General features: G+C 54.7%; 24 protein-coding genes. 18 read left to right on the top strand and 6 right to left on the bottom strand.

Annotated features, from left to right (window positions below):
• Positions 1–89 precede the first annotated feature (89 nt).
• The 10 genes from ACO5R6_RS04740 to ACO5R6_RS04695 all read left to right on the top strand — a co-directional run bounded on the left by ACO5R6_RS04740 (position 90) and on the right by ACO5R6_RS04695 (position 11,016).
• Positions 90–425: a hypothetical protein gene (locus tag ACO5R6_RS04740; RefSeq protein WP_485626038.1), complete on the top strand. Its 336-nt coding sequence runs from the start codon at positions 90–92 to the stop codon at positions 423–425.
• Between the two features lie 220 nt (positions 426–645).
• On the top strand, positions 646–2,055 hold the full coding sequence (locus ACO5R6_RS04735; protein WP_485626037.1) for a rhamnulokinase: 1,410 nt from the start codon (positions 646–648) through the stop codon (positions 2,053–2,055).
• A 95-nt stretch (positions 2,056–2,150) separates the two neighbouring features.
• Entirely contained in the window at positions 2,151–3,965 is a 1,815-nt protein-coding gene (locus ACO5R6_RS04730) for an L-fucose isomerase (RefSeq protein WP_485626036.1), read from the top strand.
• A gap of 10 nt (positions 3,966–3,975) precedes the next feature.
• Positions 3,976–4,422: an RbsD/FucU family protein gene (locus tag ACO5R6_RS04725; RefSeq protein ID WP_485626035.1), complete on the top strand. Its 447-nt coding sequence runs from the start codon at positions 3,976–3,978 to the stop codon at positions 4,420–4,422.
• 25 nt (positions 4,423–4,447) lie between these two features.
• Positions 4,448–5,428 (top strand): ABC transporter permease, encoded by a 981-nt coding sequence (locus ACO5R6_RS04720; protein WP_485626034.1) that lies wholly within the window; start codon positions 4,448–4,450, stop codon positions 5,426–5,428.
• An 11-nt stretch (positions 5,429–5,439) separates the two neighbouring features.
• Positions 5,440–6,954, top strand: coding sequence for a sugar ABC transporter ATP-binding protein (locus ACO5R6_RS04715; protein ID WP_485626033.1), 1,515 nt, complete (start codon positions 5,440–5,442; stop codon positions 6,952–6,954).
• 10 nt (positions 6,955–6,964) lie between these two features.
• A complete protein-coding gene (locus ACO5R6_RS04710) occupies positions 6,965–7,957 on the top strand; it encodes an ABC transporter permease (RefSeq protein ID WP_485626032.1) in 993 nt (330 codons plus the stop codon).
• Positions 7,958–8,036: 79 nt separating this feature from the next.
• On the top strand, positions 8,037–9,221 hold the full coding sequence (locus ACO5R6_RS04705) for a substrate-binding domain-containing protein (protein WP_485626031.1): 1,185 nt from the start codon (positions 8,037–8,039) through the stop codon (positions 9,219–9,221).
• Between the two features lie 126 nt (positions 9,222–9,347).
• Positions 9,348–9,977, top strand: coding sequence for a DUF6553 family protein (locus ACO5R6_RS04700; RefSeq protein WP_485626030.1), 630 nt, complete (start codon positions 9,348–9,350; stop codon positions 9,975–9,977).
• Positions 9,978–10,017: 40 nt separating this feature from the next.
• A complete protein-coding gene (locus ACO5R6_RS04695; protein ID WP_485626029.1) occupies positions 10,018–11,016 on the top strand; it encodes a LacI family DNA-binding transcriptional regulator in 999 nt (332 codons plus the stop codon).
• A 4-nt stretch (positions 11,017–11,020) separates the two neighbouring features.
• Here ACO5R6_RS04695 and ACO5R6_RS04690 read toward each other — a convergent pair whose 3' ends face one another.
• Positions 11,021–11,983 (bottom strand): histidine phosphatase family protein, encoded by a 963-nt coding sequence (locus ACO5R6_RS04690; protein WP_485626028.1) that lies wholly within the window; start codon positions 11,981–11,983, stop codon positions 11,021–11,023.
• Between the two features lie 230 nt (positions 11,984–12,213).
• Between ACO5R6_RS04690 and ACO5R6_RS04685 the strand changes: the two genes are divergently transcribed.
• The 3 genes from ACO5R6_RS04685 to ACO5R6_RS04675 all read left to right on the top strand — a co-directional run bounded on the left by ACO5R6_RS04685 (position 12,214) and on the right by ACO5R6_RS04675 (position 14,684).
• Entirely contained in the window at positions 12,214–12,531 is a 318-nt protein-coding gene (locus ACO5R6_RS04685) for a NifB/NifX family molybdenum-iron cluster-binding protein (RefSeq protein WP_485626027.1), read from the top strand.
• Positions 12,532–12,690: 159 nt separating this feature from the next.
• Positions 12,691–14,358 carry a Na+/H+ antiporter NhaC family protein gene (locus tag ACO5R6_RS04680; protein WP_485626026.1) on the top strand — a complete coding sequence of 556 codons (1,668 nt, stop codon included), beginning with the start codon at positions 12,691–12,693 and terminating at the stop codon, positions 14,356–14,358.
• Between the two features lie 50 nt (positions 14,359–14,408).
• On the top strand, positions 14,409–14,684 hold the full coding sequence (locus tag ACO5R6_RS04675) for a hypothetical protein (protein WP_485626025.1): 276 nt from the start codon (positions 14,409–14,411) through the stop codon (positions 14,682–14,684).
• 189 nt (positions 14,685–14,873) lie between these two features.
• Here the strand turns inward: ACO5R6_RS04675 and ACO5R6_RS04670 are convergent, their stop codons facing one another.
• From ACO5R6_RS04670 to ACO5R6_RS04650, 5 genes are all read right to left on the bottom strand, one after another.
• Positions 14,874–15,059 carry a hypothetical protein gene (locus ACO5R6_RS04670; RefSeq protein WP_485626024.1) on the bottom strand — a complete coding sequence of 62 codons (186 nt, stop codon included), beginning with the start codon at positions 15,057–15,059 and terminating at the stop codon, positions 14,874–14,876.
• 34 nt (positions 15,060–15,093) lie between these two features.
• Complete coding sequence (locus ACO5R6_RS04665; protein WP_485626023.1) at positions 15,094–15,354, bottom strand: hypothetical protein; 261 nt, start codon at positions 15,352–15,354, stop codon at positions 15,094–15,096.
• Between the two features lie 231 nt (positions 15,355–15,585).
• The gene (locus ACO5R6_RS04660; RefSeq protein ID WP_485626022.1) at positions 15,586–15,894 is read right to left on the bottom strand and encodes a hypothetical protein; all 309 of its coding nucleotides are present in this window, start codon (positions 15,892–15,894) and stop codon (positions 15,586–15,588) included.
• An 81-nt stretch (positions 15,895–15,975) separates the two neighbouring features.
• Positions 15,976–17,739: an ABC transporter ATP-binding protein gene (locus ACO5R6_RS04655; protein ID WP_485626021.1), complete on the bottom strand. Its 1,764-nt coding sequence runs from the start codon at positions 17,737–17,739 to the stop codon at positions 15,976–15,978.
• Positions 17,732–19,603, bottom strand: coding sequence for an ABC transporter ATP-binding protein (locus tag ACO5R6_RS04650; RefSeq protein ID WP_485626020.1), 1,872 nt, complete (start codon positions 19,601–19,603; stop codon positions 17,732–17,734). The genes ACO5R6_RS04655 and ACO5R6_RS04650 overlap by 8 nt, the downstream gene beginning before the upstream one ends.
• Before the next feature lie 276 nt (positions 19,604–19,879).
• Between ACO5R6_RS04650 and ACO5R6_RS04645 the strand changes: the two genes are divergently transcribed.
• From ACO5R6_RS04645 to ACO5R6_RS04625, 5 genes are all read left to right on the top strand, one after another.
• The gene (locus ACO5R6_RS04645) at positions 19,880–20,200 is read left to right on the top strand and encodes a metal-sensing transcriptional repressor (RefSeq protein ID WP_485626019.1); all 321 of its coding nucleotides are present in this window, start codon (positions 19,880–19,882) and stop codon (positions 20,198–20,200) included.
• A 156-nt stretch (positions 20,201–20,356) separates the two neighbouring features.
• On the top strand, positions 20,357–22,939 hold the full coding sequence (locus ACO5R6_RS04640; protein ID WP_485626063.1) for a heavy metal translocating P-type ATPase: 2,583 nt from the start codon (positions 20,357–20,359) through the stop codon (positions 22,937–22,939).
• A 216-nt stretch (positions 22,940–23,155) separates the two neighbouring features.
• Positions 23,156–23,422: a peptidoglycan-binding domain-containing protein gene (locus ACO5R6_RS04635; protein ID WP_485626062.1), complete on the top strand. Its 267-nt coding sequence runs from the start codon at positions 23,156–23,158 to the stop codon at positions 23,420–23,422.
• A complete protein-coding gene (locus ACO5R6_RS04630; protein WP_485626018.1) occupies positions 23,415–24,020 on the top strand; it encodes a hypothetical protein in 606 nt (201 codons plus the stop codon). Before ACO5R6_RS04635 ends, ACO5R6_RS04630 begins: the two co-directional genes overlap by 8 nt.
• A gap of 399 nt (positions 24,021–24,419) precedes the next feature.
• Positions 24,420–24,968, top strand: coding sequence for a DJ-1 family glyoxalase III (locus ACO5R6_RS04625; protein WP_485626017.1), 549 nt, complete (start codon positions 24,420–24,422; stop codon positions 24,966–24,968).
• The last annotated feature ends 536 nt before the right edge of the window (positions 24,969–25,504 follow it).

Raw genomic sequence — 25,504 nt, 5'->3', positions numbered from 1 at the left:
GAGGGCCGGGGGATACAGCAGGATAAGTCCCAAAGAGGAATGAGGGGGAGTAAAGCAGGATGAGTCCCGAAGAGGAGAAGGAGAGGTCCATGGAGAGTGCAAAACACAGCAAAGAAGTTGATGCCCTGACCGCGAAGACGGCAGCCAAACTTCTGACAGAGGAGAAGAAGAGCGGGAAGCCGGCGGAGAAGAGCGCCGGAGCTAAGGCGAAGGCGGGAGAGAAGAGCGCCGGAGCTAAGGCAAAGGCAGCGGAGAAGAGCGCCGGAACTAAGGCAAAGGTGGGAGAGAAGAGCGCCGGAACTAAGGCGAAGGCAGCGGAGAAGAAGGCGGGAAAGAAGGCTTTGAGTCCGAGAAAGGGAATGGTGGTCGGAGGATCCGGGGTGGAATCCCATCTGATCTGCCAGATTCCAACCTATCTTCTCTGATTGCTCCAGGATAGGAACTTCTTTGATCCGGACCGGGCAGTCCTTGGGAAATTCAGTCCATTTCAGAGCGCAGGCAAAAAATATTTTCAAAAATAGCTTGCGCATGGAGGAAATAAGAGTATAATCGGTTTATGGGTGAAACGCTTTGCGGAAGATGGCGAAACGTTTTACGCAGATTGGATCATTCACTTTTCGATAGGGGTGTCGAAGAGGAGGGGAAATGACAAAAAAATACTATTTGGCAGTGGATATCGGCGCTTCCAGCGGCCGACATATTCTCTTTTCCAAGGAGAATGGGACCATCCGGATGTCTGAGATCTATCGTTTCGAGAACGGAATGAAGAAGAAGGACGGACACCGGGTCTGGGATGTCGCGCATCTGGAGAGAGAGATTGTCTCCGGCATGAAAAAGGCGGGAGACCTGGGCAAGGCCCCTGTCTCTGTCGCTGTCGATACCTGGGGGGTTGATTACGTCCTCTTAGATGAAGAGGATCGGATATTGGGAGACGTCTACGGTTATCGCGACAAGAGGACCGAGGGGATGGACGTCCTCCTGAATGAGAAGCTGAGCGACCGTGAACTCTATCAGATCACGGGAATCAAGGAGCAAGCTTATAATACGGTCTATCAGCTCTTGGCAGACCGTGTCCAGCGGCCGGAACTTCTGGCCAGGGCGAAGACTTTTCTGATGATGCCGGACTACTTTGGCTTTTATCTGACCGGCAAGAAAGCAAACGAATATACAGAGTGTACAACAAGTGGATTGGTGAATGCCGATAAGAGGGATTGGGACAGGGATCTAATTTCGCGGCTTGGACTGCCCCGGGAGATCTTCCTGGACCTGCTGCCGGCCGGAAGCGTATTGGGACAGCTTCGACCGGAAATTGCCGCGGAAGTCGGCTATAAATGTTCCTTCGTCGCCTGTGCCTCGCACGACACGGCCTCTGCCGTGATGTCGATGCCGGATCCCAGCGGCAAGGGCCTCTATATCAGCAGTGGGACATGGTCCCTCATGGGGATTGAGAGCGACAGGCCTGTGACAACAGAAGAGGCCCATGCCAGCGGATTTACCAATGAGGGAGGTTACGGAGGCAAGATCACCCTGGTCAAGAATATCATGGGACTCTGGATGATCCAGTCCCTGCGGCATGAACTGGATGATAAGTATTCCTTCGCGGAGCTGGCTGAACTGGGACAGGAGGAGAGTGAGTTCCCCTCTCTGGTCGATGTCAATGATGCCTGCTTCCTTGCGCCGGATTCTATGATCGCTGCCATTCAGGAGGCCTGCGCCAAGAAGGGAATGCCGGTTCCGAAGAGCCCCGGTCAGCTGTCTGCTGTGATCTGCCGGTCTCTGGCCAGATGTTATGCGGACACGGCCAGGGAACTGATGGAATTGACGGGACAGAAGTTCGACAGCATCAATATCTTGGGCGGCGGAGGACAGAACGTCTTCTTAAACCGGCTCACCGTGGAGGAATCCGGTCTTACGGTGAATGCGGGGCCCTCTGAGGCCACTTCCGTCGGCAACGCTCTGGCCCAGATGATCGGGGCGGGAGAGTTTGCGGACTTGGCACAGGCGAGAACTTGTGTGAGAGAGTCTTTTTCGGTCAAGACTTTTCCCTGCGAGTAAGACACAGGGAAATAGCGCGTACCCTGTCCTGAGAGAAGGGGAAGGGACTTATATTCGTATAAATCATTTCAGAGAAAGAGAAGGAGGAAAGAACAATGGCAGATCAGAGAAAGCTTGTCGGCGGACATCCGGTAATCGGAATCAGACCGGTAATTGACGGCCGCAAGGGACCGCTTGACGTCAGAGGAGCACTGGAAGAGCAGACCATGTCCATGGCGCAAAGGGCCAAGAAGCTTTTTGAGGACAAGCTCTTCTATGCAGATGGCAGCAAGGTCAAGGTGGTGATTTCCAACTGTACGATCGGCCGCGTGAGAGAGAGTGCCCTCTGTGCAGAGCAGTTCAAGAGAGAAGGGGTGGACATCACCCTGACTGTGACCCCCTGCTGGTGCTATGGGTCTGAGACCATGGATATGGATCCCAACACGATCAAGGGCGTCTGGGGCCTGAACGCAACAGAGCGCCCCGGAGCAGTCTATCTGGCTTCCGTTCTGGCGACCCATGCCCAGAAGGGAATCCCGGCCTTCGGTATTTACGGAAGAGACGTGCAGGACGCGGATGATGAGAATATTCCCGCTGATGTCGAGGAGATGCTCCTCCGCTTCGGCAGGGCCTCTGTCGCAGCCGCATCCCTGAGAGGTCTCTCCTACCTGCAGATCGGGTCTGTCACCATGGGAATCGGCGGCTCTATCATGGATCAGGACTTCCTTGAGAGTTATCTGGGAATGCGAGTTGAGTCTGTTGACGAGGTCGAGGTTATCCGTCGGATGGAAGAGGGAATCTACGATCACGAGGAATTTGAGCGGGCTCTGGCCTGGACCAAGGCCAACTGCAAGGAGGGCTTTGATAAGAATCCGGACTGGATTCAGAAGGACCGCAAGACCAAGGATGAGCAGTGGGAATTTACAGTTAAGATGTACCTGATCATCAAGGATCTGATGCGGGGCAATGAGAAGCTTGAGGACAAGTTCCCCGAGGAGGCTCTGGGACACAACGCCATCTGCGGCGGCTTCCAGGGACAGAGGCAGTGGACGGACCACTGGCCCAACTGCGACTACCCCGAGGCTTTTCTCTCAACCTCTTTTGATTACGACGGGAAGAGAGAACCCTATATTCTGGCAACCGAGAATGACATCTTAAACGGGCTCTGCATGCTCTTTCAGAAACAGTTGACCGGACGGGCTGCCATGTTCTCCGATGTCCGGACTTACTGGAGCGGCGATTCCGTCAAGAGAGTGACCGGTTATGACATTGAGGGACACGCCAAGGACGCTGACGGCTTCTTGCATCTGATCAACTCCGGCGCCTCCGCCCTGGATTTCTCAGGCGTATGCACCGGCGAGGACGGCAAGCCCGAGATCAAGAAGTGGTGGGAACTCACCGACGAGGATCAGAAGAAGATCCTGGAGGCGACGACCTGGAACCCGGCCGACAACGGCTATTTCAGAGGCGGCGGATACTCTTCCCGCTTCTTGACAAAGACAGAGATGCCTGTCACCATGCTTCGCCTGAATCTGGTCAAGGGACTTGGTCCCTTCCTGCAGATCGCAGAGGGCTGGACGGTAGGCCTTCCCGATGAAGTCAACGAGATCCTCTGGAAGAGGACGGATTACACTTGGCCCTGCACCTGGTTCGCCCCCCGTGTGGATCACATTCCCGGCTCTGCCTTCTGCACGGCCTATGATGTGATGAGAAACTGGGGAGCCAACCATGGTTCAACGGTATATGGCCACGTGGGCGCAGATCTGATCACCATGGCATCCATGCTTCGCATTCCGGTTGCTATGCACAACATTCCCTCCGAGAAGATCTATCGCCCCGCGGTCTGGAATGCATTTGGCACAGAGGATAAGGAGGGAGCGGACTTCAGGGCCTGCAGCGCCTTCGGACCGCTCTACAAGAAGTACAGGTAAGGGGGACGACATGCTGAAAGGAATTCCCAAAATTCTTCCGCCGGAGCTCTTGAAAACCCTCTGTGAGATGGGACACAGCGATGTCCTTGTAATTGGGGATGGGAATTTTCCCATTCCCAGTGTCAAAGGAGATAAGGCCGTTGTAATCCGAATGGACGGACATGGGGTCAGCGAGATCTTAGATGCGATCCTTGAGGTCTTCCCCCTGGATCCCTATGTCGAGCATCCCGTCAATCTCATGGAACTGATGCCCCGGGATCAGGGACGAATTGAGACGCCCATCTGGGATGAGTACAGGGAGATCGTCGCAAGACATGACGAGCGGGGAGCGGATGCCATCGGACAGATCGAGCGCTTTGCCTTCTATGAGGAGACCAAGAAGCGCGCCTATTGTCTGATTGCGACGAGCGAGTCTGCGGTATACGCCAACGTCATGTTACAGAAGGGAATCGTCTGATTCGGGAGTACGGGAGGTATTTGTTTTGGAAAAAATTAAGGGGAATCCGGTTGTCAAAAAAATCGGATTAAACAGGATTATTCTCATTTGCGTTCTGGTATTGATGTACCTGGCCTGCTGTCTGGGAATCAGCGGTTTCGCCGCAGCGGGCAAGGAACACCTGTTAAATACTCTGAACTACGTGTATTTCCTTGGCTTTCTTTCTCTGGGAGTTACATTCGTTATTGCGACCGGGGGAATCGATTTCTCGATCGGGCCTGTTATGTTCTGCTGCGCACTGATGGCCGGCTACTGCCTGAACTCATACGGGCTGCCTCTTGTCATCTGCATCATTCTGGCGATTCTGATCGGCCTGCTCTTCGGCTGTTTCAACGGCTGGCTGGTTGCTTATCAGTCCGTTCCGCCCTTCATCGTATCCATGGCGTCCATGAATATCGCCAAGGGAATCGCGGCGGTATTCACCAAGACCCAGTCACAGAGCTGGCCGCTTGGTACGGATCCGGTCAATGGCTGGTTTCGGAACCTGGTTTCCTATCATGGATTCCCGGTCGGCATGGCAGTCTTTCTCCTGGTAGCCGCCCTCTGCGGCGTGCTCCTGTATAACACCAGACCGGGCAGGTATATCCTGTGCCTGGGAAGCAACCGGGAGGCGGTTCGGCTCTCGGGTGTTGATATCAAGCGCTGGGAGATGCTGGCCTACGCGATCTGCGGACTCCTGGTCGGGATTGCTTCTATCTATTTCGTTGCCTGCTATACGACAGTACAGCCCGGCTACGGAGACCAGTACAACAATGAAGCCATTGCAGGCTGCGTCATGGGAGGAACTTCCATGGTCGGCGGACTCGCATCCATCCTTGGAACTGTCATCGGCGTCTCCATCATCTCCATGCTGCAGGAGGGGCTTTTGGCCCTGGGATTGGGCAAGGATGTTCAGCTGATCATCACCGGTATCATTGTTATTGTCGCTGTTTACCTTGATGTTACAGCCAGACGCAAGAAGAATTGACTGGGGGGAATATGGGAGAAGTAATTCTGACAATGAAGGGAATCGACAAGAGTTTTCCCGGCGTTCACTGCCTGGATCATGTCGATTTCGAAGTAAAACGCGGTGAAGTCCACGCCCTCATGGGAGAAAACGGAGCCGGAAAATCCACTCTGATGAAGGTCTTGACCGGGATATACAAGATGGATTCCGGGAGCATCCACTTCGAGGGTAAGGAAGTAGAATTCAAGAATGCCCGCGAGGCGCAGGATGCCGGTGTCATCATCGTTCATCAGGAGCTGAATATGGTCGGAGACCTGACGGTCGCCCAGAATATCTTCATCGGGAGGGAACCCAGGAAGGGAATCCGAATTGACGACAAGAAGATGATTGAGGAGTCCAGGAAGATCTTTGACCGGATGCACATTGACATTGACCCCAGGGCCAAGATGAGCAGTCTGACCGTCGGGAAACAGCAGATGTGCGAGATCGCCAAGGCGATTTCCCATGAGGCCAAGCTGATTGTCTTCGATGAGCCATCGGCCGCCCTCACAGAGAAGGAGATCGATGACCTCTTCGCGATCATCCGGGACCTGCGGGAACAGGACCTGGGAATTGTCTATATCTCTCACCGCATGGATGAGATCAAGGTAATCACGGACCGGGTCTCTGTCATGCGGGACGGAAAGTATATCGGGACGTTGATCACCAAGGACTCCACCAAGGAAGACATCATCAACATGATGGTCGGCCGTGTGATCTATGAGGAGCCCAAGAGCAAGAGCGCTGTTGCGGCGGATGCCCCCGTGGTTCTCAAAGTCGAGGGCCTTAATGCGGGCAAGATGGTCCAGAATATCAGCTTCGAGCTTAAGAAGGGAGAGATCCTCGGTTTCTCCGGTCTGATGGGAGCGGGCAGGACCGAGACCGCGCGCGCGATCTTCGGCGCTGATCCCAAGACGAGCGGCAAGATCTCAGTGGCGGATGCCTCCGATCAGCTGCATGAAGTGACCATCAACTCTCCGCAGGATGCGGTCAAGGTCGGCATGGGCTACCTGTCCGAGGACAGAAAACGCTATGGTGTGGTGACACAGAAGACGGTGGCTGAGAATACAACCCTGGCCTGCCTGGAGAAGTATGTTCGCCATCTCCTGCTGAATAAGTCCCTGGAGATCAAGGACACCACGAAGTACATCAAGCAGCTGGCGACCAAGACGCCGGGACCGGACCAGCTGGTCTGCAACCTGTCCGGCGGAAATCAGCAGAAGGTCGTTATTCAGAAGTGGCTTGACAAGGACAGTGAGATCCTGATCTTTGACGAGCCGACGCGAGGCATTGACGTCGGCGCCAAAAATGAGATCTATAAGCTGATGTCCCTTTTGGCGGAATCCGGCAAATCAATCATCATGATCTCCTCGGAGATGACGGAGATTCTCCGCATGAGCGATCGAATTGTAGTTATGTGCGAGGGTAAGATTACCGGAGAAGTTCCGATTGAGGAAGCGACGCAGGAGAAGATCATGAACCTTGCAACCAGAGATATCATCGATTGAGGGGGGCGGCATGAAAGATTTACAGAAGAAAAAACTCTTAAGTGATCAGAGGTTCCTGGCATTTCTCGTCGCCATGGCCCTGGTTCTGATCTACATGATTTTCAGCCCCGGATTTCGTCAGTACTCCTCCTTCGTGAGTATGATGGATTTCTCCTACTACGATATCCTGATGGCCATCGGCGTCACCTTCCCCCTGATCACGGCGGGGGTTGACCTCTCCATCGGAACCGGTATGGTCTGCTATGCTCTGGTGGCAGGATCCTTGATTCGCAATTATAATCTGCCGGTTTCTCTGGCCATGCTCCTCTGCATTGTCATGGGAATCCTGATGGGCTTACTCAACGGCGTCCTGGTCGGGGTGATGAACTTAGCCCCCTTCATCGCCACCCTGTCGACTTGTATGATTACCCGAGGCATCGGGTCCATGTGCAAGGCGACTCCCTGGCCGACGGTCAATCAGCCGGGAGGCTGGTTCCACTCGATTTTCAAGCTGACCTTCGGGACCGGACGAAGCGCCCTTCGCATTCCCATCGGTATCGTGCTTATGATCGTATTGGTTCTCCTCATGGAGTTTATCTTAAATCACACCAGGATGGGACGCTATACCATTGCCATCGGGTCCAATAAGGAGGCGACAGCCCTGTCCGGCGTCAATGTGAAGTTCTATCACGTGATGTCTTATGTGATCTGCGGTCTCTTCACCGGCCTGGCCGCGATTGCCTATGCGGCGGTGACCCCGACGGTGCAGCCCGGAACGGGGGCCGGACTTGAGATGGACGCAATCGGAGGTGTCTTCGTCGGAGGCGTCTGCGCAACCGGAGGCTACGGATCCATCATCGGCACCTTCATCGGCGTCATGGTGATCATGCTCCTTAAGACCGGACTTCCCTATATCGGACTCCAGTCCAACTGGCAGCAGATTATTACCGGCGCGGTCTTAATCATCGCGGTTTTAATTGACATCAAGCGCAACAAGAAGGCAAGAGTTGAGGCTGATGAGTAAGGTTACAAGCCCGAACAGGAAAGTTCCTGTCACGGGTATGTGATATTCATTCTTTCAAAATACAAAGGAGGGTTAAAGAATGAAAAGGAAACTAGTTGCAACAATGTTAGCAATGGCGCTCTGCGTAACATCGCTCTATGGCTGCGGCGCAGGCGGAGCCAAGAAGGACGACGCCAAGACGTCAGACCAGAAGAACGAGTCTTCTGCCTCTAACAGCGCGGGTGGATCCAATGAGCTTCCCGAGCAGTTCAAGGGTCTCAAGGCGGACAAGGCCTATGAATTCCCCCTGATTGTTAAGTCCTTCCAGTCCACATACTGGGGGGCAGCGCAGACAGGCATGAAGAAGGCTGCGGCAGAGCTTGGCGTTAAGATTGAGGCCCAGGGCCCCAACTCCGAGTCCGACATCGCAGACCAGGTCAACATGCTTGAGTCTAAGATCGCCGCAAAGCCGGCCGGAATCGGTATCGCAGCCTGCGACTCCAAGTCTGTTCTTGATTCCTTCAAGAAGGCGGCTGCAGCCAAGATCCCCTTGGTTTGCTTTGATACCGGTGTTGCAGATGCTCCCAAGGGATCTGTTGCCTGCACCATTGCGACCGACAACCGGCAGGCAGGCTCTGTTGCAGCAGACCACATGTATGAGGTATTGAAGAGCCAGATCGCCAAGGCTGATAAGCCCGTCAGAATCGGTGAGATCAACCAGGACGCAACGGCAGCCAATATCCAGGAGCGCGGACTCGGATTTGTTGATCGCATGATCGAACTGATTCACAAGGATGGCAAGACCGTATCCGTTACCGGTAACGAGTTCTATGTAAACAATGCCAAGGGCGCTGACAAGGGTGACACCAATGTTGTCATCGAGGTTCGCGTTCCCGCGCAGACCACGGTTGAGCTCTGCTCCAATGAGGCACAGGCAATCCTGTCTAAGAAGGATACCATCGGCGTATTCGGTTCCAACCAGGTTTCTGCTGAGGGTCTTCTGGCAGCCAACACCAACCTGAACGTTCTTGGCTCAAACGCTGAGAAGGGCGATATCATCGGTATCGGTTTCGATGCAGGTTCTACCATCAAGGCCGCAGTCAAGAGCGGAACCATGCTCGGCGCAGTTACCCAGTCTCCTCTGATGATGGGCTACTATGCAGTATATGCTCTGACCGCAGCTGCCAATGGCAAGACCGATCTGAAGGATGTCGCAACGGCCGGTTACTGGTATGATTCCAAGAATATGGAAGATTCAAGTATTGCTCCCAACCTTTACGACTGATGATTGTTTCTGATAACATGATTGCAGGAGACTCCCAGGAGTCTCCTGCTCTGATATAGGCGTCAGTGATGGCGCTTATATCAGAGCAGGAAAGAAGCAGATCCTGTAGAATATGAGGATAAATTGATGAACTACGAGTGTCCACAGATCTTTGAGACCTATTATTCGAAGACAGATCCGGATCAAAGAGAGCATATCCTGGATGGCCTGCAGGTGCAGACAAAGCGGGAAGAGGATTGGGCCAGGGCGGCCGGAGAACTCTATCAGAGGAGGCACGAAGACCAAAAGGCCAAGGGGCAGAAGCCGGACCGCTTCCTCTGGAATATGATCAATCTTGTGATCATCTCAAAGAGCGCCCGTTTCTTCGCCAAGAGAAGCCGCCGGGAGACCATAGAAGCGCTTGATGCCATGGAGGGGAAGACGAGGGAGACCTATCCGGATGTGGGAGAAGGGGCCATCTACTGGGAGTACCGCAACGCGGCCAGACGCTATTTTGCGACGACATCCAGCAAGGGATACGGGAGAAAAGTCTTTGGGATTATCTCTGCCAATGAGAACGACCGAAAGCTGCGCAGCTGCGCAGACGCCTATGATATGTCGATTGGGCTGATGCGGCGCCTGGGCTTAGACAAAGAGATGGCCCTCTTTACCGATGCCGTAAGAGATGAGTACGCCTGCTATGACGCGGCAGCTGCTGAGCGTCTTGCAGAATACGCCGCTTCGCACGCGAGCAAAGATCTCAGGAGAAAGAGCTAAGACGCGCGTTTTCCATGCAGCAGCAGAAAGTGATTGACCTATGTCAGCGACAATCAAGGATATCCGAGAGAAAACCGGTCTTTCCCTGGCTACGATTTCCAAGTATATCAACGGGGGCAATGTGCTCCCGGAGAACCGGGAGAAGATCAGCAGGGCGATCAAGGAACTCCACTATCATGTCAATGACATGGCCCGGAGTCTGGTCACCTCGCAGACCAGGTCCGTCGGCATGGTTGTTCCGAGCACGGTCAGTCCCTTCCACGGAACTTTGATTCGCTATATAGAGTCAGAGCTCAAGCAGGCCGGCTATTCGCTGATGGTCTGTGACTCTATGGATGACAGGGAGCTGGAGAGGGACAATATTGAGTTCTTAAATCGCAAGAATGTCGACGGGCTGGTCCTGATTCCGACCGGAAAGAAGATCCCCGATATCAGAGACCTGGTCTCAAGCAAGGTTCCTATCATCACACTGGACGTCCGGTGGACGGGAATTTCCAGTGTCACCATCGACAATGTCAGGGCGGGCTACGAGGCGACTTCCCACCTGACCGGGCGCGGGCATCGGAGGATCGGCATTATCTATATCGGAAAACAGTGTACCGGAAGGCAGCGCCTGAAGGGCTATCACAAGGCCCTGGCAGAGAAGAATATCCCGAGAGATGAAGTCCTTGAGATAGGAACGGATGGGACAGTAGATGCGGCCTATGAAGCGATGAATCAGCTCCTCTCGCTTCCCGATCGGCCGACGGCGGTCTTTACCTGCAATCACGACATGAATATCGGGGCTGTTATGGCAATGAATGACGCCGGTTTCCGTTATCCCAATGACTTGTCGATCATCGGATTTGACAACATGATCATTCCGAGCATTTTAACACCCAGGTTGACGGTTTTCGAACAGCCCATGGAGGAGATGGGAAATGCCGCATCCCGGATGATCTTAGAGCATATGAAGCATACGGATCCGACTGATCGCAAGGCGGAACACCACGTCTATCGGGCCCTTCTGCATGAGGGGGAATCCGTCAAGGAGATCTGATCAATCAGCCCTGAAAGGGGATGGCAAAGCTTCCATAGAAGGAGCATGGCTCACCGGCGATTCTTAGGTGGGAGGTGTCACCGGCCGTCTGGCAGCGGAAGAGGGCCTGGCCGGGAACGCGCTCCTCGGAGGAGAAGACGGTCACGGATGAGGGCGGGAGAAAGAAGCCGTGCTGTATGGCTGCGGGAGTGCTGTTGATCAGGTGGGAGATGAGAATGCAGGATACCCCGAAATGGCAGAAGAAGACCAGGACCGGCTCTTCTTCCCCGGAGGAAGCCAGGGCGGCCTCTTCCTGCTTCATGTGGTCGATGGTGTGGGCATCGTACCGGATGTATGCGTTTGAGGGAAGGGAGTGGCCGGAGGTCCGATAGCAGAGGCCGTCCCGCTGATAGCCCCACTGGGACAGGACCCGGTCAAAGCGGCCGGTAACCCACTCGTATTCTTGCTGGATATAGGTCTTCCCCGGGTCACGCTTGAAGTACTGCCCGTAAATGGCCCGGACCTGGGACGTGTGCTCCGTGGGAATACAGTCCAAGTTAGACGCATGGTCATCATCGCCGCAATAGATCGGAGAGGAGAACCAAGCCCTGGGACTATAGAGCTCGGGATGGTCACTCAGGTAGCGTGGAGTATAATCCCAGGGAATTCGCTGGCCTGCCGGATGCCGGTCAGGGTCTATGGGGACGGAAAACTCTCTCAGCCAGGGATAGACGAGGCAGGTCTTGGGATCAGGCTCCTTTAAGATGTCTTCAGCCGGGCTCGGGTAGCGGCATTCCAATCGAATACCCTGTGCCTCTAAGCTGGGAAGGGCTGTGTCCTGGGCTCTGCCGAGGGGAGAGCAGTAGGCCTGGCTGATGTGCCAGTGCCTCGTGCGCTGAGCCAGCAGGGCAGCCTCTTTCTTCCCCTTGTCGGTCAGGGAGTCCGTCTCGTAGCAGGGCTCCGCATGCCGGATAAGGATGATCTTCATGTCTCCTCCTTTCGATTAAGACCATCTTACTCGAAGCGGAGGACAGATGCCACAGCAAATCCCTCTGTCTCTCTGCCGGGCCAGATTCGAATCCGATGGGCTTTGATGGGCTTTGATGGACCGATGGGCTTTGATCGAGAAGGGATTGACAGATGACGGGGCGCATCCGGCGAAAATGTGCTAAAATGCTCTTTGAGTTTATCGGGCATGCAGGATTAGGAGGATTTTCCATGGGACTGAATTATGTCGCTGTCGCCTATGATGCAGGAAAGCCCATTCCCCGTTTCGAGCAGGCGTCGTACTTCAATATCTACTATGTGAAGAGGGCTGAGTACTCACACGGGCAGATGCTCTCTACGCTTGACATACCCGCAGACCGGCTGGTTGACCAGCTGATCACCATGCGGATCAAGCGGGTGATCGCCCGGAGCTTCACCCCCCGGTCTATGGCCCTGTTGCGAAAGGCAGGCATCGACCTATATGCCTTTGATGGCGGGACAGACGCGGCCATCGCAGCCTACACGGGGAGAGAATTGATGCCCCTCTAAGTCTGCTTGAGGGAGGGACCAAGACCCGGACCTTGGAGTGTCGGACCTTGGAGTGTCGGAACTTGGAGTGTCGGACCTTGGAGTGTCGGAACTTGGAGTGTCTGATTTTAGAGTGTCGGATCTTGGTGAATCGGACCGATGGAGATGAAAAGGAGTCGTATGAATAAGAAAATTCCAGTAACCGTCTTTCTCGTGCTGCTTGTGGTGCTCATTGCAGCCAGCTTCATGCACCCGGTGGATATGGCGGCGCTGGAGGGATATGTCAGCCCGGTCTATGCCAGCCCCCTGTCCCTCCTGCCCCCGGTCATTGCGATTGCTCTGGCCCTGATCACCAAGGAGGTCTATTCCTCCCTGATGCTCGGCATTCTCACAGGTGCCCTGCTCTACTCCAACTTCAACATGGAGTTTATGGTGAATACCCTCTTCTTCAACGAGAAGGGAGGAATGATCAGCAAGCTGTCCGACAGCAGCAACATGGGAATCCTGGTCTTCCTGGTCATGCTGGGATCTCTGGTGGCTATGATGAACCGGGCCGGTGGGTCTGCCGCCTTTGGCAAGTGGGCCGCAGGCCGGATCAAGACCCGGGTCGGCGCCCAGCTGGCCACCACGGCCCTGGGGGTCCTCATCTTCGTCGATGACTATTTCAACTGCCTGACCGTCGGCTCTGTGATGCGGCCGGTCACGGATTCTCACAGGGTATCAAGGGCAAAGCTGGCCTACCTGATCGACGCCACGGCGGCACCCATCTGCATCATCGCTCCGATTTCATCCTGGGCGGCGGCTGTGACTTCCTCCGTGCCCGACAGCAGCGGGATCAACGGCTTTGTGACCTTCCTAAATACAATCCCCTTTAACTACTATGCCCTCTTGACCATCATCACCATGCTCTATCTCTCGATCCGCCGGCTTGACTTCGGCCCCATGCGGGAGCATGAGATGAATGCCCTGCTGCGGGGAGACCTCTATACGACACCGGAGAGGGATTATAAGGATGACAACGGGAATTTCGTCAGCCCCAGAGGGAGGGTGGTTGACCTGGTCCTGCCGGTTATGGTCCTGATTGCGACCTGTATCGTGGGAATGATCTACACCGGCGGTTTCTTCTCGGGAGAGAATTTCATAGATGCCTTCGCCAATGCGTCCGCGTCCAAGGGTCTTGTCATGGGCGGTTTTGCCGCCCTGGTATTCACCTTCTTCTTCTATATGTACCGGGATGTGATCGGATTTACGGAGTTTATGAACTGCTTCGTCGAGGGCTTCAAGGCGATGATCTCCCCCATCCTGATTCTGACCTTCGCCTGGACCCTCTCCGGCATGACGAATCTTCTGGGCGCAGACCAGTTCGTATCCACCATGGTGGCGGGCAATGCGGCTTCTCTCCAGTCCCTGCTCCCGGCGGTGATCTTCCTGGTGGCGGCGGCTCTGGCCTTCGCGACCGGAACCTCCTGGGGAACCTTCTCGATCCTGATCCCCATTGTCGTCGGCGTCTTCCCCAGCGGGCAGATGATGGTGATCTCCATTGCCTCCTGCCTGGCAGGAGCTGTGGCCGGGGATCACTGTTCCCCGATCTCGGATACGACCATCATGTCCTCCGCGGGAGCCCAGTGTCACCATGTCAACCATGTCTCAACCCAGTTGCCCTATGCGATTACTGTGGCGGCGGTCTCCTTCGTCTCCTATGTAATCAGCGGCTTTGTGAGGAATGTATTCATTTGTCTGCCCCTCGCGGTGCTTCTCATGCTGGTTACCCTGCGCGTGATTGAGCAGATCACCGGGGTCGAGCCCCCGGCACAGGCGGGTGTAAAATCCGGATCGGAAGACCGGTGAGCGGGTCTGCCGCAACGAAATGAGTCGATATAAAAGTAGGAGGGATACAGATGTTGCCAGAACAATCCATTGAATTTCGCTATGACACCCAGCTTCTCCTGGACGGCTTTGACGAGGACCTGGACGCAGACGATGTGAGGGATTATATTGCCGATCACTTTGTGGGAGATGAGCTCCTCTGCGTGGGCGGCGACGGGGACCCGGTCAAGCTGCATTTTCACACCAACGAGCCCTGGAAGGTGCTTGAGTACTGCAGGAGTCAGGGAGAGATCTATGACATTGTCGTCGAGGACATGGATCGACAGACCAGAGGCCTGCATGGATAGGAAGCTCGGCGGCCGGCCGTATGTGAAATCATAAGCCAATGGAAGATAAGAAGGAAAGCTCTGTCAGGCATGCGCAATGTGAGCGCTGTGCCCGGCAGAGCTTTTTTGAATACATCATTGATAAGAAAGGTCAAACCTGCCTGCTGTATTACCGGTGCGCTGGAAAGGAGAGAAGCTTATGCGGGAACATCAGCTCTCGATTCGGTAGGAGAGGTCCTTGGCCAGCTGATTGAGCAAGAGGGTTACCGCAATGCCGATGGCGGCGACCAGGATGCGGTGCTCCTCGGGGACCAGACCTGTGGCAAAGATAATGAAGAGAACAAGGGTTAGGACAAGCAGGGAGATGATCTGGCAGTGCTTTTGTAAATATGTCATAGAGACCTCCTCTCTTGCCGCATCCAAAGAGGGATTAGCTGATTAAATACAGGGAGGGATCGATGGATGCGACGCAGTTGACGTCAGATTCTTTCACCAGGATCTTATAGAGTGTCTTGTCAGGCAGCCCTCGCAGGACGAAGGAAGTCCTGGAGCCAAGGGAGATCTTCCTGCTGACCGCAGAGCAGTCCTCGTACTTGCAGGAATAGGGAATCCTGCGCTCCGTGAGCGCATCCTCCATCCGGCTGAATTCCTGGTAATTGTAGGATTTGAAGACTTCTTTCCAGTGGTCCATAGGACAAGCCCCCCTTTTGCGATGGCAGAGTGGAATCATGATTCCGGGAACATGCCCCCACAGAAGCATGACTCCATTTGAACACAGATATTCTCAACTAATCAATAGCATCTTTTTTGTGGAAAGTATAGACTTTAAAATCGTTCCAATGATTCGTATAATTAAATAGATGGGGAAAACCCCGGATCACCTTATGCTTCCTGATTCGGAAGTAAGGAGCTGATCCGGGGTTTATTGCGGGTTCTGATAGGGCGCCACATCGAGAATACCGGGCATTTGATCGGGATAGGAGGAGCGCTGCTCGGACAGCCAGTCGGCGATCTCCTCCAGTCCTCGGTCGGAGAAGGGACTTCTGTGGTGCGTGATTTGATCCGGGTCGGTCCGGGGATAGGCATAGGGGCCAAGCCAGCTGGAAACATCCAGCAGCTTTTGGCCCTCTTCTTCGACTTTGATAATCCGGTAGTACATACTGCCGCAGCTGCCGGTGAAGGCGGCGGTCTCATAGAAATCCAAATCCAGAAGATCCTTGCGCTGAATCATATGTCCTCCGATCTACCCTGCCGGGAGCCGCAGAGAGTGGCAGGGGCAATATATTTGACATATCTGTAATAAATCTCTGAGCTAGATGGCTTGTCCGGCAAACTGGGCCTGATAGAGCTCGGTGTAGAAGCCTCCCGCGGCGATCAGGTCCTCGTGCCTGCCCTCTTCTATGATGTGACCATCCTTCATCACCAGGATCCGGTCTGCATTTCGTATGGTGGACAGGCGGTGGGCCACAATGAAGGCCGTCCTGCCGGCCATGAGCCGGTCAAAGGCGGATTGGATCAGGATTTCCGTCCGGGTATCGATGGAAGATGTGGCCTCGTCAAGGATCAGCATGGGAGGCATGCAGAGCATGACACGGCTGATGCAGACCAGCTGCCTCTGCCCCTGACTCAGGTCGTCATCATCAATGACGGTGTCCAGTTTCCCGGGAAAACGACGGATGAAGTCCCAGGAGCGGGCCTTCTTGCAGGCTGCGATAATCTCTTCATCGGTCGCATCCGGCTTCCCCATGGCGATGTTCTCACGGAGGGAGGCATGCCTCAGCCAGGACTCCTGCAGGACCATGCCGTAGGAGGATCTGAGAGAGTGCCGGCTGACCTCGCGGATATCCGTCCCGTCCACCCGGATGGAACCGGAATTGACTTCATAGAAGCGCATGAGCAGGTTGATCAGGGTCGTCTTGCCGCAGCCGGTGGGCCCGACAATGGCGATGGTCTGTCCGGGCTCTACATGCAGGTTAAAGTCCTCAATCAGAGGCTTGTCGGGCAGGTAGGAGAAGGAGACGTGTTCGATATCCACCCGGCCGCGTGCGGGGGGAAGCTCTGCTGCAGCATCTTCCGTCTCCGGCTCGGCCTCGATCAGATAGAAGACGCGGGCGGCACAGGCCATGGCATTCTGGAGCTCCGTGTAGACCATGGATATGTCGTTGAAGGGCTTGGTGTACTGGTTGGCATAGGTCAACAGAACCGCAAGTCCGCCGACCGTGAGTCCGCCGCCGAGGATGGTCAGAGCACCGGCCAGGGCGACCAGGGCATAGATAAAGGCGTTGACTGCGCGGGTGCCGGGATTGGTCAGAGAGGAGTAGAAAATGGCCCGGACGGTCGCCTGCTCCAGGTCCCGGTTGATCGCACGGAAGCGGTCGGAGGCGCGATCTTCATAGGAGAAGGCGGACACCAGTTTCTGCTCGCTGATCATCTCTCCGACCAGGGCCGTCTGCTGTCCGCGGACCCGGGTCATCCGGTTGAACATAGCATAGGTGTGCGTGGAGATGAAACGGGCCAGGAAGAAGGAGAGAGGGGTCAGGAGGATCACCATGAGGGAGATGGGGATGCTCTTGGAGAACATGAAGCCAATGGTGATGATGATCATGATGAGGCCGGAGAAGAACTGGGTGAAGCCCAGGATGAGCCCGTCCGAGATCTGATCCACATCGGCGATGACACGCTGTACCAGGTCGCCCTCGGGGTTGGCGTCCAGGAAGGAGAGAGGGAGCCTCTGGATCTTTCGAATGGCCCGTCCGCGGATTTCCTGGACCGCTCGATAGGCCAGCCGGTTGTTGATGATGTTCATGACAAAGCTTGCGGCGCAGGCAATGATAATCAGGAGGAGAACCTGTCCCATGAGGGCGCGGACTCCGGCGAAATCAACCCGGTTCTCAGCCAGGATGCGGTCGATGGCATCGCCGAAGAGGATGGGAATATAGAGCTGGAGGATTACGCTGGTGGCCGCGAAGAAAATGCTTGCGGCAAGGAGCAGGCGCTGGTGGCCGATGACCCTCATGACTTTGCCGAAGGTAGAGCCGAAGGAGGCCTTTTTTTGAGCATTTTGATTGTCATGCATTCCGAGCCTCCTTTCCGATCGGGGTCTTGGCTGCTGCAGGGGCCGGTCCATCTGCGGGGTCAGAGTCATCCGGTCTCTCGTCCGGGAACTGGGAATAGTAGATCTCCCGATAGACCCGGTTTTGGGCCAGGAGATCTTCATGCTTGCCCGAACCGACCAGCTTGCCGTCATCCAGGACCAGAATCTTGTCGGCATAGCGGATGGAGGAAGCTCTCTGGGAGACGATGAAGATTGTAAGACTGCCGGCAAGCGCTCGGATGGCCCGGCGAAGGGCGGCATCCGTGGCGAAATCCAAGGCAGAGGAGGAGTCATCCATAATGAGGATCTCCGGCTTCTTGACCAGGGCTCTTGCAATAGTCAGGCGCTGCTTCTGCCCGCCGGAGAAGTTGCGGCCGGCCTGGTCGACATGGGAATCAAGCCCCCCTTCTCTGGCAGCCACAAGCTCGGTCGCCTGGGCGGCGGCGAGAGCCTGATATAGGTCCTCGTCAGAGGCGTCCGCCCGGCCAAGGAGGAGATTGTCTCGGATGCTGCCCGCAAAGAGGCAGGCTCTCTGGGGGACGACACCGATTCGGCGGATCAATTGGCCTCTTGGATAGTCTCTGACATCCCGGCCGAAGACATAGACCTCTCCGCTGTCGGCATCGTAGAAGCGGGGGATCAGGTTGACCAGAGAGGATTTGCCGCAGCCGGTCGACCCGATGATGCCGATGGTTTGTCCCCGCTTGGCAGAGAAGGAGATGTCTTCCAGAGCAGTCTCATCACTGTCAGCGTAGCGAAGGCTCACGTTCCGGAAGCGGACGACATCCGGTGGGGGGAAGCTCTCCCCGGCCGTCTCCGGTCCGCCGGATGTGTCTGCATCTGAAGAAGCCTCTGGGAGGTCCCGGTGCCCTGTTTCGGGACCTGCCACGGGATAGGTCATGGAAGAGCGGATGTCGAAGACATTCGCTATGCGGTTGGCACAGGCCAGGGACTTGTTGATGGAGACGATCAGGGAGGCAAATTTGATCAACTCGATAATGATGGCCGCCATATAATTGTAGAGAGCAACCAGTTGTCCCTGCTCCATGGCGCCGGAATTGACCCGGACGGCGCCCAGCTGAATCAGGAGAATGATGGAGATATTGACGATCAGGAAGCTGACAGGGTTCATGAGGGCGGACAGGCGGCCGACCAGCTCGTTGGTCTTGGTCAGGAAAGCATTCTTCTCATCAAAGGCCTGGACCTCGGCCTCTTCCTTGGAGAAGGCGCGGATGACACGCACGCCGGACAGGTTCTCTCTGGTAATTCCAAGCAGGCGGTCCAAGGCCCTCTGAGACCGGGTGAAGAGGGGGATGCAGGTCAGCATAATGGCGAAGACGACCGCAAAGAGGATGATGGTGGCCAGAAGGAAAATGAGAGCTGATTTCGCATCAATGGTAAAGGCCATGAGGATGGAACCAAGGACAATCAAGGGGCTTCTAAGGAGGAGGCGAAGGGCCATATTGATGCCTGACTGGACCTGGTTGGCATCGGATGTCATGCGGGTGATGAGGGTGTCGGCTCCCAGATGGTCCAGCTCCGTATAGGAGAGGGACTGGATGTGGTCGAAGAGGTCCTGGCGCATTTCAGCGGTAAAGCCCACGCTGGCCCTGGCGGCGAACCACTGAGCCACGAAGGAGAAGAGCATGCCGGCGATTGCCAGGACGACCAGGAAGATGAAGGATCGGATGATGACAGGCATATCAGAGCCGGCAATGCCCCGGTCAATGATGGCGGCGACCACCAGGGGAACCAGGAGGTTCATCAGGGCCTCGAGCAACTTAAATAAGGGGGCCAGAAGGGCTTCCCTCTTGTAGTGAGTGAAGAATCGCATCAGTCTGAACATAAGGTCTCCTATGATGACATGCTATCTGGCGTCGGATGCCCACATGCATCATGAATTATTCTAGCACAGGGCAGGCTGATTGGCGGGGAAAAAATCGCCGCTTCCGGAGGACAGGAGGACAGTACTTGCATGATACCTGACGGGGGTATATAGTGGGTACAGAGATACCCGACAGGGGTATGTGAGCCTGCATCCTGTGCTATGCACCGCGCAAGAGCCGATAGGACAGGCTGGATTTAGGAGATATCTGCGGGATCTGGCGGAGGGGAGAGACCTATGAGAAGAGAGAGGGCAAGGGAGGAAGGCCTGTGCGACTGCTGCCGCAGCAAGGAGCGGGATCCGGGAGAATACAAGGATCTGATCTGCCGTTTAAACCGCATTGAAGGACAGATCAGGGGTTTAAAGCGCATGGTGGAGACCGATGCCTACTGCCCGGATATTCTGACTCAGGCCCAGGCGGCCTCCAGTGCGCTGAATGCTTTCAAGCGCGTTCTTCTGGAGAACCACCTGAAGACTTGTGTCGTGGACGATATTAAGGCGGACAAGGAGGGGGCGGTCGAGGACCTGACAGACCTGCTCCGAAGACTCATGCGCTGATATCAGGACCTGAAAGACGGCGGAATCTTCCTGGCGGTTGGAACAGCAAACTGCAAAGAAGGCAAAGCAAGAGCAAGGGAAAGAGCAAGAGAAGCAGAAGATCGAGATCATAGAGAGGAGGCCAGTGTGAAAAGCGAGAAGTATATCGTCACGGGAATGTCCTGTGCCGCCTGCCAGGCCCGTGTCGAGAAGGCGGTCAAGCAGTTGAAAGGGGTCGACAGCGCGGCGGTCAATCTCCTGACCAATTCCATGACGGTTGAGGGTGATGCCCCTGAGGCGGAGATCATCGGGGCGGTCGAGAGAGCGGGCTATGGGGCCAGAAGGCTCGGTGCGAGGGAAGACGAGGACCTTCTCGAGGATCATGAGACCTCGGGCATGATCCGTCGCCTGGTCAGCTCGATCGGTTTTCTTTTGGCTCTTATGTATTTCTCTATGGGCCATATGCTCTGGCATTGGCCCCTGCCCCCCTTCTTCGAGTGCAACCAGCTGGCTGTGGCCCTGGTGCAGATGCTCCTGGCCATCTGTGTCATGATCATCAACCGGAAGTTCTTCATCAACGGCTTCGGCGCTGTGCTGCACGGGGGGAGCAATATGGACACCCTGGTGGCTCTGGGGTCCGCGGCTTCCTTCGGCTGGTCCCTCTTCGCCTGCTTTATGATGACGGATGCCACAAGAAGAGGTGACGGGGCCGCCATCATGGACTGGATGAACAATCTCTATTTCGAGGGGGCGGCCATGATCCTGGCCCTGATCACCGTGGGTAAGACCCTGGAGTCCTACTCGAAGGGGAGAACAACGGACGCCCTAAAGGGACTCATGAAGCTGGCCCCCAGGGAGGCTACCCTGATCAGAGCGGATGCCGAGGGACGGGAGAGCCGGATTCTTGTTCCCATAGAGCAGGTAGCCGTTGGGGATATCTTCCTGGTTCGCCCCGGCGAGAATATTCCGGTGGACGGTCTTGTGCTGGAGGGGTCTTCTGCTGTAGACGAGTCCGCACTGACCGGGGAGTCGATTCCGGTGGATAAGGCGGCAGGGGACCGGATCTCAGCGGCCAGCAGTAATAAATCCGGCGTTTTAAAGGCCCGGGCCACCCGGGTGGGAAGGGACACGACCTTGAGCCAGATCATCCGGATGGTCTCTGACGCCTCCGCGTCAAAGGCTCCCATTGCCAAGGTCGCAGACAGGGTCTCCGGAGTCTTCGTTCCGCTCGTGACAGGAATCGCCCTTGTCACTCTGATCGTCTGGCTCTTAGCGGGAGCAGACTTTGGCTATGCTCTGTCCAGGGCGATTTCCGTGCTCGTGATCTCCTGCCCCTGCGCCCTGGGACTGGCGACCCCCGTGGCGATCATGGTGGGAAACGGCAAGGGAGCCAGGGAGGGAATCCTCTTTAAGACAGCTACTTCTCTGGAGATGACCGGCAGGACGCAGATCCTGGCGCTTGATAAGACGGGAACAATCACCCGGGGAGAGCCAAGGGTGACGGACCTGATCGCCGCAGAGGGGCATAGGGAGGAGGAAGTCTTAGAGATGGCCTTCTCGCTGGAGATCCTGTCCGAGCATCCACTGGCCAGGGCGATTGTAGAATACGGGAAGGAGAGAGGAGTGACCGCCAGGCCGGCGGACCGGTTCCGGGTCCTCCCCGGAAATGGCCTGACGGCGCAGATCGGGGGAGAGACAGTGATCGGAGGTTCTCTTAAGTATATCAGGGACCGGGTCGACCTGCCCGAAAGGGTCCAAAAAGAGGCCAGAGACCTGGCGGCCATGGGAAAGACCCCTCTCCTATTTGCCGGGAACAAGACCTATCTCGGGATGATCGCCGTGGCGGACGTTATTAAGGAAGAGGCCCCGGAGGCCATTCGACAGCTAAAGGCTATGGGGGTTCGCGTCGTCATGCTGACCGGGGATAATGCCGTGACCGCCGGGGCCATTGCAGAGCAGGCCGGCCTGGATGACCTAGTGGCCGGTGTCCTGCCGGATGGCAAGGAGAAGGTGATCCGGTCTCTGCAGACTTTGGGAAAGGTGGCCATGGTCGGTGACGGGATCAACGACGCGCCCGCCTTAACCAGGGCCGACTCCGGTATTGCCATCGGCGCCGGTACGGACGTGGCTATCGACGCGGCCGACCTGGTTTTGATGAACTCCAGGCTGACTGATGTGCCCGCGGCTATTCGCCTGTCCAGAGCGACTCTTCGCAACATTCATGAGAACCTCTTCTGGGCTTTCTTTTATAATGTAATCGGAATTCCTCTGGCAGCAGGCTGTTATGTGACGGCCTTCGGCTGGACCCTAAACCCCATGTTCGGCGCGGCAGCCATGGCCTTCTCCAGCGTCTTTGTCGTGGGGAATGCCCTTCGCCTCAACTTCTTTAAGCTCTACGAGCCGAGGGCTGACCGGCCGGGGAGAAAACCCGTCGACGGGAGGGACCTGCGCAGGGTCATTGAGGAGGCAAATGAGAGCCGAGTAAGAGAGGGATTCTCAGAGGACCGGATGGACAGGAAGAGTGAGGAAAAAGGAAAGGAAGGAATGATGACGCAGACAGTAAGAATCAAGGGAATGATGTGCGGGCACTGCGAGGCCACAGTCAAGAAGGCCCTGGAGGCCCTTGACGGCGTTGAGAGCGCCGAGGTCAGCCACGAGGCGGGGACGGCAATTCTGGAGGAGTCCAAGCCGGTTGACGAGGCGGCCATCAAGGCGGCCATCGAGGACAGGGACTACGAGTTCGTGTCACTGGAAGGGTAAAATTGTTTCTTAAAGGAATTAGAATTACTTTGCATGGAATGAACGGTGATATAATAAGAGTATTCAGAAACATGCATATATAGTTTATGAGCCTAATATGGATGAGATGGTGTTGAAGACACAAACTGGTTGAATGAGACTTATGGCGGAAGGAGTGGTTATAATTCGATTGATCTGTCAAATGAAAAAATTCAGGGCCACACCGGTTGGACAACAATGTATGCTCTGACGCGAGCTCTGCAAATTGAATTAGGGATCAGTGTTCCCTCGGATAACTTTGGCACGGGAACGCTATCTGCGCTCAGTAGATACGGTAATATCGGGACTGGGCAGAATGATTCCAATCAGAATATTGTCAAAATTATACAGGGTGGCTTGTATTGTAAGGGGTATTCTGCCGGTGGAATTACAGGAACCTTTGGAGAGCAAACAAGCGCGGCAGTCGTCAAAATGAAACGGAAGTCGGGAGAACGCAATGGATGACGTATTCCGTTATGATAGGCTGATAACAGCATTGAGCAATCGATACAGAATCCGCAAGGCGCTTATTCAAACCGCTTTTGCGTGGGAGCATACTCTTGAGGGACTTGACGATCTTACAAGCGATAGTATGGTGACAAATTATTATGCTTACAAAGAACAGCTGGAACAATGGGAGAATTTGTCAGCAGAACAGAAGGCTCTAATACCAAGGCCAGTGGCGCCGGCATTCGTTCGCACGGATTCTTCCACAGGTCTGTGTCAGATCTTTGCGGCAACTGCGATCAAGGCATGTAATTACGCAATAAGCATAGGCCTTATTCATGAACGAAGCTATGATCAGAACAATTGGCATGACCTATATGAGGTATGGAAAAAACTGCATAATGACGGGGAGTATAATCTCAGTAAATGCGCATTGGTTTTGATGCACAGCGCTTACCTGGTAGGGTTAAGTGCGGATTATTACAATTACGGAGCTGCTGAAACCAAAGCGGTTTTAGCCAGGTATAATGGCACAAATGAGAAGGCAAGAAAATATGGCGAGCGAAATTATGGCCTGTACCAGATCTTCGAAAAATATAATGCATTGGAACGATGAAAGCGGGGCTGATGGTGAAAAGGATAAAAAGCTTGTTGGCATCAATTTTGATCTTTTTGATAAATTTTGCTTTGGGATATGCATTCTTCATACGTATATGTTTAGGAGGACTGCTGCTTATTAATCGCCCAGATGGAATAGAGTATTGTGATCCGCCAGAAGAGCATCTGGCAAATGCCAGCGAGGGGCTTTTGTTTATACTAGGGTATGTTACGATATGGATGTTTGGAAATCTCCCCTGTATAATAGCATTTAAGGATCGCGTTGTCTCACAGAGGCGGTTTATAATTTTACTTTCTATTGGTTTTATGCTTGGCTTTTCCTTGTTTATATATCAGCGCTTGTGTTGCTTTTAGGTATTTGGCCTCTCTGAAACAAGCCTCTTGAGGAGATAGGAATATGAAAAAACTGTCAATTTTATTTGCAGATGGCTGTGAAGAAATCGAGGGCTTGACCGTAGTTGACCTGGCCCGCAGGGCCGGCATCGGGATCGATAGCATTTCCATCAAAGAGGAGACTGAAATCAGGGGCTCCCATGGGATTGTCTTTCAGGCAGACACCTGCATGAGCCGGGCTGCCTGGGAAGACTACGATGGGATCATCCTGCCCGGCGGTCTGCCCGGCACGACCAATCTGGGAGCGGATGAACGGGTGATCAAGCTGGTGCAGGACTTCGCTGCCGCAGGCAAGCTGGTTGCGGCCATCTGCGCCGCCCCTTCTGTCCTGGCCAAGGCTGGGATTCTGTCCGGCAAAAAGGCGACCTCTAACCCCGGCTTCGCGGACAAGATGGGCGACTGCGACTATTTGACCGACAAGGTGGTTCGTGACGGAAATATCATCACCAGCCGGGCTATGGGAACCGCCTTTGCCTTTGGACTGGCCATTGTGGCCTATATCAGGGGAGAAGAGACGGCCCGCGGGCTGGGAGAGGATGTTCTCTATAAGTGAACATCCTCTCTTCTTTCTGTCGTCAAATTTCCTGCTATTTAACTGGGAATATTCTGCTTTTACAAGGGAATATCTCGTCTATCGCAATAGATTCGCCCTTTTTAACATAACAACAGTCTTATATGAGATCAAATGGTTTGATTTCTCTTTGGTATCTTCAATTCTGTACTGATGTTTGAAGGTTACAAAAAACACATGATATTAATGAATTAATTTGAATTAAAGATAAAAAAGTCAGTCTGCTTTGTCGAGAAAATGTGAAAACTATGTGTTATAATCTCGCTAGGAGTTGCGGGGTGTGTGTTCTAGCACTCACGGTTCCTATGTGATTTATTGGCAAGAGCTTATTTCGTTAATTTGTCAGGGAAAATGCGAAAGAAATTTTTTAGCAAAAGATAACTGACAATTTTCGGGGGGGGGTGGGGGTGATTAATGAAGGATAGTTTATAAGATTGCGAAATAAGCCTGATAAATTAACTGCTTTACCAGTCAAGTGAGGAATATTTTGTCGGGCAAAAGAGAGGAGAATGAATAGG

Source organism: Shuttleworthella sp., from assembly GCF_057251025.1.
This window is presented reverse-complemented; position numbering and strand designations above follow the sequence as displayed.